The 11932-nt window shown below is 40.5% G+C and carries 11 protein-coding genes; 3 read left to right on the forward strand and 8 right to left on the reverse strand.

Annotation, left to right across the window (positions count from 1 at the left end; genetic code table 11):
• Positions 1-96: 96 nt before the first annotated feature.
• Together ligA and zipA are read right to left on the reverse strand one after the other, a co-directional pair.
• Positions 97-2103, reverse strand: coding sequence for an NAD-dependent DNA ligase LigA (gene ligA / locus BKK47_RS03395; RefSeq protein WP_077493508.1), 2007 nt, complete (start codon positions 2101-2103; stop codon positions 97-99).
• Between the two features lie 103 nt (positions 2104-2206).
• Positions 2207-3163, reverse strand: coding sequence for a cell division protein ZipA (gene zipA / locus BKK47_RS03400; RefSeq protein WP_077493509.1), 957 nt, complete (start codon positions 3161-3163; stop codon positions 2207-2209).
• A 147-nt stretch (positions 3164-3310) separates the two neighbouring features.
• Between zipA and cysZ the strand changes: the two genes are divergently transcribed.
• Together cysZ and cysK are read left to right on the forward strand one after the other, a co-directional pair.
• Positions 3311-4159: a sulfate transporter CysZ gene (gene cysZ / locus BKK47_RS03405; protein ID WP_077493510.1), complete on the forward strand. Its 849-nt coding sequence runs from the start codon at positions 3311-3313 to the stop codon at positions 4157-4159.
• A 102-nt stretch (positions 4160-4261) separates the two neighbouring features.
• Positions 4262-5209 (forward strand): cysteine synthase A, encoded by a 948-nt coding sequence (gene cysK, locus BKK47_RS03410; protein ID WP_077493511.1) that lies wholly within the window; start codon positions 4262-4264, stop codon positions 5207-5209.
• Between the two features lie 133 nt (positions 5210-5342).
• On the opposite strand, the gene BKK47_RS03415 is transcribed toward cysK, so the two are convergent.
• The 3 genes from BKK47_RS03415 to BKK47_RS03425 form a co-directional block, all read right to left on the reverse strand.
• Positions 5343-5744: a cyclophilin-like fold protein gene (locus BKK47_RS03415; protein ID WP_244149104.1), complete on the reverse strand. Its 402-nt coding sequence runs from the start codon at positions 5742-5744 to the stop codon at positions 5343-5345.
• Between the two features lie 61 nt (positions 5745-5805).
• Positions 5806-6936, reverse strand: coding sequence for an alpha/beta hydrolase (locus BKK47_RS03420; RefSeq protein WP_077493512.1), 1131 nt, complete (start codon positions 6934-6936; stop codon positions 5806-5808).
• 152 nt (positions 6937-7088) lie between these two features.
• Positions 7089-8255 carry an MFS transporter gene (locus BKK47_RS03425; protein WP_077493513.1) on the reverse strand — a complete coding sequence of 389 codons (1167 nt, stop codon included), beginning with the start codon at positions 8253-8255 and terminating at the stop codon, positions 7089-7091.
• A gap of 167 nt (positions 8256-8422) precedes the next feature.
• Here BKK47_RS03425 and BKK47_RS03430 point away from each other — a divergent pair, with 167 nt between their 5' ends.
• Positions 8423-9331, forward strand: coding sequence for a LysR family transcriptional regulator (locus BKK47_RS03430; protein ID WP_077493514.1), 909 nt, complete (start codon positions 8423-8425; stop codon positions 9329-9331).
• A 34-nt stretch (positions 9332-9365) separates the two neighbouring features.
• Here the strand turns inward: BKK47_RS03430 and hemN are convergent, their stop codons facing one another.
• The 3 genes from hemN to yihI are packed head-to-tail and all read right to left on the reverse strand — an operon-like array spanning position 9366 to position 11740.
• Complete coding sequence (gene hemN / locus BKK47_RS03435; protein WP_077493515.1) at positions 9366-10733, reverse strand: oxygen-independent coproporphyrinogen III oxidase; 1368 nt, start codon at positions 10731-10733, stop codon at positions 9366-9368.
• Positions 10733-11179 carry a DUF2489 domain-containing protein gene (locus BKK47_RS03440; RefSeq protein ID WP_077493516.1) on the reverse strand — a complete coding sequence of 149 codons (447 nt, stop codon included), beginning with the start codon at positions 11177-11179 and terminating at the stop codon, positions 10733-10735. Before BKK47_RS03440 ends, hemN begins: the two co-directional genes overlap by 1 nt.
• 3 nt (positions 11180-11182) lie before the next feature.
• Complete coding sequence (gene yihI, locus BKK47_RS03445) at positions 11183-11740, reverse strand: Der GTPase-activating protein YihI (protein ID WP_077493517.1); 558 nt, start codon at positions 11738-11740, stop codon at positions 11183-11185.
• Between the last annotated feature and the right edge of the window lie 192 nt (positions 11741-11932).

The following is an 11932-nucleotide window of genomic DNA, read 5'->3' on the forward strand; positions in this document are numbered from 1 at the left end:
CAACCGCACTTCACTATCAGTCAGTACAAAGTGCGGTGATTTTTTGAGGCGTTTTTTTTAAGTAAAAATTTAAAGCTAAATTTTCTCGATTAAGCACTAAATCTGTGCCAGAAATTCCCCTTCCGTCAGTATCGATACGCCTAATTCCTGCGCTTTTGTCAGTTTTGATCCTGCCGCGTCGCCGGCGATAACGAAGTCCGTTTTAGCAGAAACCGATCCGCTGACTTTTGCGCCCATTTCTTGTAATAAGGCTTTCGCTTCGTTACGTCCCATTTGGGTGAGTGTGCCGGTGAGGACGATGGTTTTACCTTTGAATGGATTATCTTTCACTTCTTTGATTTCCACCGTTTCCCAATGTACCCCTTGTACAAGCAGATCTTTCACTACTTCGACATTATGGGGTTCACGCCAGAATGCTAAAATGCGGTTAGCCACCACTTCCCCCACATCCGGCACTTGTTGGAGCTGTTCAAAATCGGCGTTTTGCAAAGCTTCAAGGGTTTTAAAATGATTGGCTAAATTTAATGCTGTGGCTTCGCCCACTTCACGAATCCCCAAAGCAAAAATAAAGCGGGCAAGAGTGGTATGTTTGGCTTTTTCGAGGCTGTTTAAGGCATTTTCCGCTGATTTTTTTCCCATACGCTCCAAACGAGTTAGCGTCGTAAGATCAAGTTTGAATAAATCCGCCGGAGTATGAATCAATTCACGATCAACAAGCTGCTCAATCAATTTTCCGCCTACGCCGTCAATATCCATGGCTTTACGTGAAACAAAATGTTTTAAGGCTTCCTTTCGTTGTGCTTCACAAAATAATCCGCCGGTACAACGCGCCACGGCTTCACCTTCAATACGAATGATCTGCGAATCACACACCGGGCAATTTGTCGGGAAAACAATCGGTTTGGCATTTTCAGGACGGCGTTCACGCAAAACACCAATAATTTGTGGAATCACATCGCCGGCACGGCGAACAATCACTGTATCACCAATGGCAATATCCAAACGTGCAATTTCATCACCATTGTGTAAGGTGGCGTTACTTACCGTCACCCCTGCGACAAATACCGGTTCAAGTTTTGCCACCGGTGTAATGGCACCTGTGCGTCCCACTTGGAATTCCACATCATTTAATACCGTTAATTCTTCTTGTGCAGGGAATTTATAGGCGATCGCCCAACGGGGGGCTTTGGAAATAAAACCCAGTTCATTTTGCAGGGCAATATCATTAATTTTTAACACGGTGCCGTCAATATCATAGCCAAGCTTGCTACGTTTATTTTGCATAGCGTGATAAAACGCCAACACCTCTTCAACATCATGGCAAAGACGGATTTCCGGATTTACCGGAATACCGATAGATTTTAGCCATTGTAAACGCTCATAATGGGTAGAAGGTAAATCCACACCTTCTGCAATGCCAACACTATAAGCATTCAATACAAGTGGACGCTTACTGGTGATTTTCGGATCAAGTTGGCGCAACGATCCCGCTGCGGCATTACGTGGATTGGCAAAGGTTTTCTCGCCGTGTTCGAGGGTGTATTCGTTCAAACGTTCAAAGCCTTCATGGGGCATAAATACCTCACCCCGTACTTCTAAACGCTCCGGCGGATTTTCTGTGAGTAATTGTAAAGGGATATTACGAACGGTGCGAATATTCAATGTAATATCCTCACCTGTTGTGCCATCGCCACGGGTTGCGGCTTGAGTGAGTACGCCATTCACATATAAAATGCTCACAGCAAGTCCATCGAGTTTGGGTTCTGCACAGAATGTCAAAGGTGAAGAAGATTTTCCCAATCGTTCTTCAATACGCTTTACAAAAGCGTAAAATTCTTCATCGGAAAAAGCATTATCCAAAGACAACATTGGAATTTCATGGCGAATTTGGCGAAAAGCAGAAAGCGGTTTTGCCCCAACCCGCTGAGTTGGAGAATCGGCGGTAACCCATTCGGGATGTTCCAATTCTAAGGCTTTGAGCTGATGAAAAAGGCGATCATATTCACTATCCGGCACGCTTGGATTATCCAAAACGTGATATTCATATTCATATTGACGCAGTTTTTTTCGTAAATTGTTAATCTGGGTTTGAATGTCAGTCATAAAAAATCTCGGTGAAAAATAACCGCACTTTCTAACACTTTACACAATAAAGGCGAACCCGATGTTCGCCCGAATGAAAAGTGCGGTAGAAAATAAATCTGTTTTATACACGCGCAAGGTAACGTTGCTCTTGGTAATCATCAAAAATTTGCTCATCTTCGGTAAGTACCGTTCCGCCTAAATCTTCTGCAAGAGTTTTAGCCGCACGGATCATTAATTTGAGATTGGCGAGATCGCTACCCGGAGAAGGCAATTTCATAAATAGTACTATGCCAATGGTGCTAAATTCCGTGTTGTATGGGTTAAAACCACCATCGTCCTGTAAATTTGCTACGCTGAATAACGTTGGACTTGCCACACTTAAATCAAAATGGCGGTGATACATATTGTGATCACCAAAAATAAAGCCCAAGTTTTCAAGGAATTGTATCAATCTTAAACCGTTAAATTCACGATACTGTGGCGAAACAATATAAAGTTGAATATAACCGGAGGTTTGTTTTTCCGTGTTTACCTCTTGTGTTCGTGCTTCATTAAAATGCACGGTGGATGCTACCTCATCTAATTCCCCCAATGACATTTGCGAAAGCTGTTCTCGCAATTCAGGCGAAGAAGAATTAATCCCTTCAAAGCCATTGGTTTGAGCTTGCGTTTCCAACTGTTCAATCGTCATATTTGCAGGATTTTGCTTAGACGCAGCCGGCTTCATCTCATATTCCACACGAACAGGTTCAGGTGTCGGTTCAATATTTGGAATGGAAATTTTAATATCATCGACCGTGCGCTCGGTTTCACGGTAATCCACCGATGATGTTGATTGCGGTTGTTCAAAGGATTGTTGCTGCACCTTTTGAGCCACCTCGGAAGGCGTATCTTGAATCACCGATTCTGATAATGTTTGTTGCTCTTGATCATGCTGTTCTTGAGTAAAAGTGCGATTAAATGTTGCCGAGTTTTTAAAATACTTTGATTTCTCACGGTGATTTGACCATAATCCGTGTGCAACAAGGGCAATGAGTGCCAACACCCCTAAAATAATCAAAATTGTATTCAGATCCATTTTTGCTCCTTACAGGCAATAAAACTGAACTAATGCTACCATATTTTAAGGGGTGAAAAAACAGAACACATCGGGAATTTAACGCCAAAAATATGGTCAAAATCAACCGCTCTTCTTGAGCTTATTGATACATCAAAAGGAAAAACAATGATTAATCAACAAGAAATCAAATCGGGATTCCATTATTTTGTGATGGGATGGCATTTTATTACACAAAAAGGGCTACGCCGTTTCGTCATAATGCCTATTTTACTCAATATCGTTTTACTGACCGGTTTACTTTGGTTACTGGTTTCACAAATTAGCTCGATGATCGATTGGATGATGACTTTCGTACCGGATTGGCTTAATTTTCTAAGCGTTATTTTACTCGTACTTTCTATCGGTATGATTTTGTTATTATTTTATTTTATGTTTACCACGCTTTCCGGTTTTATTGCTGCCCCCTTTAACGGGTTACTGGCAGAGAAATTGGAAAAAATGCTGACGGGAGAAGCGATTAATGATGATAACTGGTTAGATGTAATGAAAGATGTACCACGTATGCTACGCCGAGAGTGGCAGAAATTGTGGTATAGCCTGCCTAAAATTATCGGCTTATTCTTGCTCAGTTTTATCCCTCTTGTGGGGCAAACCATCGTGCCGGTTTTAACCTTTTTATTTACCGCATGGATGATGGCAATTCAATATTGCGACTATCCTTTCGACAATCATAAAATCTCTTTTAATGTAATGAAAAATGCTTTAGGCGAACAACGCCCACAAAGCCTCACGTTCGGTGGCTTGGTGACTTGTTGCACCTTTTTACCTGTGGTGAATTTAGTGATTATTCCCGTTGCCGTATGTGGTGCAACGGTAATGTGGGTAGAAAATTATCGTGATCGGTTACGCTTTGATATGAATTTTAATTATCGCCGTGGCAATCCTTCTACAAACATGGTGACTCGCAGTAATAGTACCGATATTCGCACAAATAACAATCAGATTGTAAAATAGCGTTTGGTTATAAAATAGATCAAATAACTATTTTTTGAATAAAACTAGCAATGCTATAACTACGCTACTAATAATCTCAAAACAGGTTCATAGGGAGTAAATATGACAATTTATACAGACAACTCTTACACTATCGGCAACACACCGCTCGTACGATTAAAGCACTTCGGTCAAGGTAATATCGTAGTAAAAATTGAAGGTCGAAACCCAAGTTTCAGTGTGAAATGCCGTATTGGCGCTAACATGGTGTGGCAAGCAGAAAAAGACGGTATTCTCACCAAAGGAAAAGAAATTGTTGATGCCACCAGCGGTAATACCGGAATTGCGCTCGCCTATGTAGCAGCCGCACGCGGTTATAAAATCACCCTCACCATGCCGGAAACCATGAGTTTGGAACGTAAACGTTTATTACGCGGATTAGGTGTAAATCTTGTATTGACCGAAGGGGCAAAAGGAATGAAAGGAGCGATTGCCAAAGCCGAAGAAATCGTAGCTTCCGATCCAAACCGTTATGTCATGCTAAAACAATTTGAAAATCCGGCTAATCCACAAATTCACCGAGAAACAACCGGCACGGAAATTTGGCAGGATACGGAAGGTAAAGTGGATGTCGTTGTTGCAGGGGTCGGTACAGGCGGTACGATTACCGGCGTTTCACGTGCGATTAAATTAGATTTCGGTAAGACAATTACTTCTGTCGTGGTAGAACCGGCCGAATCACCGGTGATTAGCCAAACTTTAGCCGGGGAAGAATTGAAACCTGCTCCTCACAAAATCCAAGGTATCGGTGCAGGATTCATCCCGAAAAACTTAGACTTATCATTAGTTGATCGTGTAGAAACCGTGGACAGCGAGACTGCCATTGCGACAGCTCGTCGCTTAATGGCTGAGGAAGGCATTTTAGCCGGTATTTCCTCCGGTGCAGCGGTTGCCGCCGCTGATCGCATTGCAAAATTACCTGAATTTAAAGATAAACTCATTGTCGCCGTACTCCCCTCTGCCTCTGAGCGTTACCTAAGTACAGCATTGTTTGAAGGTATTGAAGCGTAATTTGTGGCGATCAATGGTTGAAAGTGCGGTTAAAAATGACCGCACTTTTTATAACTCCCACTCAATGGTGTATTGAAAATCTAAACGAATCAGATAAAACCGGCACAACAGCAATTAATAATAGCTTGTTGATTCATTCTTCTTGTTCAAATTTAATACGCGTTGAGCGGGAAAGTGCGGTCAAATCACCATCAAATTTCCCCATGTAAATTAACCCCGGTGCATGAGGTCCTTTATCGAGAAACATAGCAATGTTTCCCCAAGGAGCATAATAGGTAATATCCCCGGCTTTGCCTGTATAGGCAGCAGGGGCATTTTCAGTACTGAGTTTATCGTTCACATAAACGACTTTTTCATTATGTCCATAGCTATCCAGTTTAGATTCAATGGGTAATTTTTGCCAAAAACTTTGGCTGGTTGGATTATCGGCTAGGGTGGCGGAATAAACACCGCTATCAAGGCTGACTTTTACTTTCATTTGTGCTCCGACATATAGGCTGGTTAAGCCAAGTAAAACAGTGATTAAGGCTTTCATTGATAAAATCTCGCTAAAAAATGACCGCTCTTTTGAACGGCCTTTAATTTTATCTCAGAGATTATTTTAAATTTGCTCTGAAAAATTGTTCAAATTTATCGTAAGGAATTTTATTTGCTTGGTTATCGTATAAATCAACGTGAGTCGCATCCGGTACAATGTACAACTCTTTATTTTTTGAACCAAGGGATTGAAACGCTTCTTCGCCAAAATAACGCGAGTGTGCTTTCTCACCGTGAACCACTAACGCCGGCGTACGCATTTCTGCGGCACGTTGTAAAATCGGCATATTGATAAACGCAAGCGGTGTAGTTTTAGACCAACCCGTATTTGAATTGACCGAGCGAGGGTGATAGCCGCGTGGCGTTTTGTAATAATCCGCATATTCTTTCACAAATTTAGGCGTATCAGCAGTGTGCGTTTCCGGCGCCGGTAAATGCTCGTTTGCCGCTGTATGTTCAGGTTCTCCTTTTTCTGCATCCGCCCAACGCTGCATATTCATTGCTTCTTTCATTTTATAGCGAGTATCTGCATCAATCGCCGGTTTTCTATCGTAAGTACCGTTGGCATTTGGCGTAAAGTCGATTTCGTATCCGTTGCCCATTACTTTGGTCATATCATACATTGTGCTGACCGCTACCGCTTTGACACGGGTATCGGATAATGCCGCATTCAAGGCAAAACCACCCCAACCGCAGATACCTAAAATCCCGATTTCATCACGATTAACAAAATCTTGCAAACCTAAGAAATCCACTGCCGCACTAAAATCTTCCGTGGCGATTTCAGGGCTGGCAATATTGCGTGGCTCGCCCGAACTTTCGCCGGTATATGAACCGTCAAAAGCAAGCGTAACAAAACCGCGCTCCGCCAAGGTTTGTGCATAAATGCCCGATGTTTGCTCTTTCACTGCACCAAATGGCCCGCTCACTGCAATAGCCGGCAGTTTACCTTTTGCATTTTTCGGTACATACAAATCGCCGACAAGGGTAAAGCCATAACGGTTTTTAAAGGTTACTTTATGATATTCCACTTTGTCGGATTGTTTGAACGTTTTGTCCCATTTATTTTCTAATTGCATCGTTTGTACCCCTTTCATTGGTGTAACATTAACATCCGCCATCGCTGTGATTGCGAAAGTCGCTGAAAGTGCTGCCGCAAGTGCGGTCGTTTTTAAGATTTTTTTTACCATTTTGTTTTCCTATAAAAAATTAAATGAATAAATTTGCAAAAAATCGCACGGAAATTGCACAAATTTTGTTTACGGCACTTATTATAAAAGCTCACTTTATTTCTGTTAATTTGTAAAAATGAATTTTACAATTTCTAAAAATGGAATAATAACTAAACTTTTACCAACATCCCTTGATAAACCCGATTGCGAATCCAAATCCCTACAAAACCAAGTAGGGCAAACATGATAGCCCCCAATACTGAAGCTTGATTATCCCAGCCTGCGATAAATAATCCGCAGATAAATGTGCCTAAAGTCGTGCCAAGGTTGGCGGCAGTGAGAAATAATCCGTTGGCAAATTCTGGTGCTTCAGGGGCGGCGGAGCTGACTAAATATTGGTTACCGTTATTGGCAATGCCGACAATCATGCCTAAGGCGAACAAGATGATGGCGACGACGATAAGGCTTTCGCCACTGATAAATAATGCAACATAAAGTGCGGTCAAAATTAGCGGTATTATTTTTAATGTGGTTTGTGGTGTTTTGGCGAGCATTTTTCCCGCTAAAATGTTGCCAAGGATATTTGTCATACCATAAACAAATAACAAAATACTGATAATTTTAAAAGAAACTTGCGTAACGGATTGTAAATAATCAGAAAGATAACTGTAAAATCCAAACATAACCGCATTCATTAAAATGGCTGACAGGATAGAAATCCATAAAATTGGCTTTTTCAACACGTTAAACTGGTCTCCGTAGGTAAGATTTTGTGCGACAGGCAAAGAGGGGACAAATTTTAATGTGGCGAATAACACGATAATATTCACGCTGGCAAAAAAGATCATCGCCGCTTGAAAACTTAAACTATCAGCAATAAAGCTAGTCATGGGTACGCCTAATACCATCCCTGCCGACACGCCAACAAAGACTTTTGATACAGCTTTCGGTGCTTCCTCTTTCACAACAGACATGGCGGCTACCGTAAAGGCAATCGTGACATAGACAGGATGGAAAAATGCCGGAACGGCACGGGCAATCAGCTGCACAGCATAACTTTCTACAAAAATTGAGACAAGATTACTTAATACAAACACACTTAGTGCCAATACCATTGCCGTTTTTCGGTTGATTTTGGAGAATAATAAAGGGGTAATTGGCGCAGAAAATGCCACAACTAAGGCGAATAAACTTACCATCCAAGCTGCATCCGGCACACTAACTTGAAAACGTTCTGCAATAATCGGAATGATACCTACCACCCCCATTTCCGTATTTAAAATACCAAATACACCGAGGGCAAGAATGGGAATAAGAAATTTATTTTGTGTCATCATATTTTTCTCTATTGGTAATAAAGGAAGCAATGCGCGTTAAGTGGAGTAGAATAACGCATAATAAATAAGCTGCCATATTTCGCTGATAGAACCTATCATAAGGAATAGACTATTTATGATTAATTTGCAAAAATGGATTTCACAATTTCTAAAATAAGAATAATCAAATGAACAATCGCTTTGAAACGCTAAAAGTTTTTTGCTCTCTCGCTGAAACCTTACAATTTAAAGAAACCGCTAATCGTCTTGCAATATCGCCACCTGTGGTAACAAGATTGATTGCAGAGTTGGAGGATTATTTGGGCGAATCCCTATTTCAACGCAACACCCGACAAGTGCATTTAACGGATTTTGGTGAGCAATTTTTGCCGCAGGCACAACAATTATTAGCCGATAGCGAAAAACTATTCATACCAAGCAAACAGCGATCTCAAGCAGAAATGAACGGTATTGTGCGAATTACCGCACCAAGCTGGCGAATTAATGATGAAATTTTAGCGAAATTATTGACCGCACTTTCGCCTTATCCCAACTTGATTATCGACTGGCGTGACGATATGACCAAGCTGGATTCCGTCAGTCATCGCATCGATATTGGCTTACGTATCGGATTGGAACCCGATCCGAACTTTATTGTGCGGAAAATTGCCGACATTGGCGATGTATTAGTCGCTGCGCCAAGTTTGCTTGAACGTTTGGGCGAGCCAGCATCACTTGAAGACTTGGAAGTGCGTTTCCCCTTTGCTGCCCAGATTAATGTAAATACCGGCCGCCCATGGCATTTCCCACTTACTCACGAACGCATTCTTAAACCACATCGTATTGCTTTCCAAAGCAGCAATATTTACAGTAATTTACAAGCCGTACTACAGGGAAGTGCGGTCGGTTTAGTGAGTGATTTTATCGCCCAACCTTATTTACAAACAGGTGAATTACGCCAATTATTTCCAGAAATAAAGATCCAAAAATGGCAACTATTTTTATATCGTCCTTATGAAACCGTTACCCCTAAAAGGGTTATCAAGGTATTTGAAGAGTTGGAAGGAATTTTAAGAAAGTTTTTTACGGATAAATAGAAAGGAGAATGCCACCGAAAGGTGGCATATAGCGTTAAATAATTCTTGAGAATTGTTGGCGTTTTGCTGCTACACGAGAATAAGTGTCAAAACATAAACAAATATTCCGAATGAGCAAGCGCCCTTTAGGTGAAACTTTTAACCCTTGCTCGGTTAGAGTAATTAGTCCATCTTCAATTAAAGGCTGGAGCAACATTAAATCTTCAGCAAAATGCTCTGTAAAGCAGATATTATACTCTCTCTCTATCGGTTCAAAGTCTAATTTAAAATTACAAATTAATTGCTTGATCACATCTCTGCGCAGGCAATCCTCTTTCGTTAATGCAAGCCCCTTATGTAAGGCATTACCATTCTCTTCAACTAGAGCATAATAGGCTTTGAGATCTTTTTCATTTTGCGCATAAGTATCCCCTAATAAACTGATAGAAGAAACACCCAAACCAAGTAGATCACATTCTTCTTGTGTGGTATAGCCTTGGAAATTACGATGCAACACGCCTTTTTCCTGTGCAATAGCCAATTCATCATAAGGCTTTGCAAAGTGATCCATACCAATAAATTGGTAACCCGCCTTCCCTAAGGTTTCGATTGTTTTTTGTAAAATGGTCAGTTTAGTTTCCGGCTTTGGTAATTGTTCTTCTTTAATTTTTGCTTGCCCGGGTACACGGCTGGGTAAATGGGCATAATTAAAAATACTCAAACGATCAGGATTTAACTCAATCACCTTTTTCAGAGTAAACATAAAGCTTTCTACATTTTGCAACGGTAAACCATAAATCAAGTCAAGGTTGGTTGATTGAAATCCTAGCTCTCTGGCTCGTTCTAATAAAGCGGCAATAAAGTTTTCATCTTGCTCACGATTCACGGCTTTTTGCACTTCTTTATTAAAATCCTGCACCCCCATGCTCATTCTGTTAAAGCCAATCGCACGTAAATGATCAAGCATTGAAAGGTCAATTCTACGGGGATCCATCTCAATAGAAATTTCCGCATTATCCGCAATTACAAAATGCGTTTTTAACATTTCCATCAAACGTGCCGATTGCTCTTCGCTTAAATAAGTTGGCGTACCACCGCCCCAGTGAATTTGGGTTACAACCCGATGCTTAAACAACTGAGCACGAGCAATTATTTCTTTCTCAAGATAATCAAGATAGATATCCGCTTTATGTTGATGACGGGTAATCACTTTGTTACAGGCACAAAAATAGCAAAGCTGATGGCAAAACGGAATATGTACATACAAGGATAGGGGACGCTCCGGATAACGCTCCGTCGCACTAATGAAATCCTGATTAGTATAATTTTCGTGAAACTCTAATGCAGTAGGATATGATGTATAACGCGGACCCGATTGATTGTATTTTTGTATAAGTTTATCATCCCAAATAATCTCGGACATTAAAGTACTCCAAATTTTCTCACATCATCAAGTAATTGCTGTAATTCTTCCAGTATATCCTGCTCAAATTTAGCTTCAGCGCTTTCACGTTTAAGATCAAGACGCAGCCTCTCTTTTTTTTCAAGCGTTTTTCTTGCCTCATGCGTTGGCATATCCCGCACTATCTCATAAAGTTGCATCATGCTAGGATAAGGCTGCAGGTTTTTACCGAAAGGGATTAACAACATCGTAAGGCGAATAACGCCTTCAGAATGGTTACATTCCTTACTTTTCATTGCTCTTGCAATAATTTCGATACTTTCTTTTAATCGCGTTGCTCTCTCCATTTTAGCTTGTAAGAAAGCTTGTCTCTGCTGTTTCAACTGCTTCAATAAACGCAACGCATACCAAGACAGAGTTGCAATAACAAAAATTCCAAGTAAGCCTAAAATAATTATCCAAATCATCTTTTATCTAAATTGCTCGATATTTATTTTCTCAAAAGTGCGGTATAAATCAGCCTCATTTTCTTCTTCGTCTTCAATACCAAGTTCTTCCATTAATTCTGCAATACGATCCAAACATTCATCAACGAACTGTTGATCCGCTTTACTAATAGTTTTACCTTCTTCCAATATATCCAATAACTCATTAAGAATTTCGTTATTTTCCAAATTCGCTAACTCTTGCATAGGATCTTGTTTTTTCACAGTTTCTAACACAGGAATAATTTGACCTTTTTCCGGTTTATTCACGAATTCCACAACTAAAGGTATTTTCTTTTTACTCCCAATTTTAGGATCTTTGATTTCTTGAAGGGGTTTCGTTGAGCGATTTTCTACCATACTATGACGTGAACCTGAATCTAAGCCTTTATGTTTACGTTTTTTCTTATCCTCACGAGCCTTTGCATCAAGTTCATAACGAGTAAGTTTTTTACCGGAACGTTTTGGCATTTCAGGTTTTTTATCAGCTTTACGTATTGGCATAACATCAGTAATTCGACGTGTTTTCTTTTTTCGAGCCATTAAGATATTTATCCTTTTAATAAAATTTGGTGGATTGTACCATTTGTGCAACTTTTTCTCATTAATAAAATAGGTTAATTTGGCAATAGGTCTGATAGCTATATAATAGAAATAACTATCCCCAAAATTGTATTTTTGCTAACTAAACCAAAACGCAAAAACCCCTGAACCTTTCGATTCAGGGGATTTCTT

It is taken from the genome of Rodentibacter mrazii, assembly GCF_001998825.1.
Classification (GTDB): domain Bacteria; phylum Pseudomonadota; class Gammaproteobacteria; order Enterobacterales; family Pasteurellaceae; genus Rodentibacter; species Rodentibacter mrazii.

Coding starts and splice junctions, on each gene's coding strand:
- ligA (WP_077493508.1), bottom strand. CDS start 2,103: ATGACTGACATTCAAACCCAGATTAACAATTTACGAAAAAAACTGCGT.
- zipA (WP_077493509.1), bottom strand. CDS start 3,163: ATGGATCTGAATACAATTTTGATTATTTTAGGGGTGTTGGCACTCATT.
- cysZ (WP_077493510.1), top strand. CDS start 3,311: ATGATTAATCAACAAGAAATCAAATCGGGATTCCATTATTTTGTGATG.
- cysK (WP_077493511.1), top strand. CDS start 4,262: ATGACAATTTATACAGACAACTCTTACACTATCGGCAACACACCGCTC.
- BKK47_RS03415 (WP_244149104.1), bottom strand. CDS start 5,744: ATGAAAGCCTTAATCACTGTTTTACTTGGCTTAACCAGCCTATATGTC.
- BKK47_RS03420 (WP_077493512.1), bottom strand. CDS start 6,936: ATGGTAAAAAAAATCTTAAAAACGACCGCACTTGCGGCAGCACTTTCA.
- BKK47_RS03425 (WP_077493513.1), bottom strand. CDS start 8,255: ATGATGACACAAAATAAATTTCTTATTCCCATTCTTGCCCTCGGTGTA.
- BKK47_RS03430 (WP_077493514.1), top strand. CDS start 8,423: ATGAACAATCGCTTTGAAACGCTAAAAGTTTTTTGCTCTCTCGCTGAA.
- hemN (WP_077493515.1), bottom strand. CDS start 10,733: ATGTCCGAGATTATTTGGGATGATAAACTTATACAAAAATACAATCAA.
- BKK47_RS03440 (WP_077493516.1), bottom strand. CDS start 11,179: ATGATTTGGATAATTATTTTAGGCTTACTTGGAATTTTTGTTATTGCA.
- yihI (WP_077493517.1), bottom strand. CDS start 11,740: ATGGCTCGAAAAAAGAAAACACGTCGAATTACTGATGTTATGCCAATA.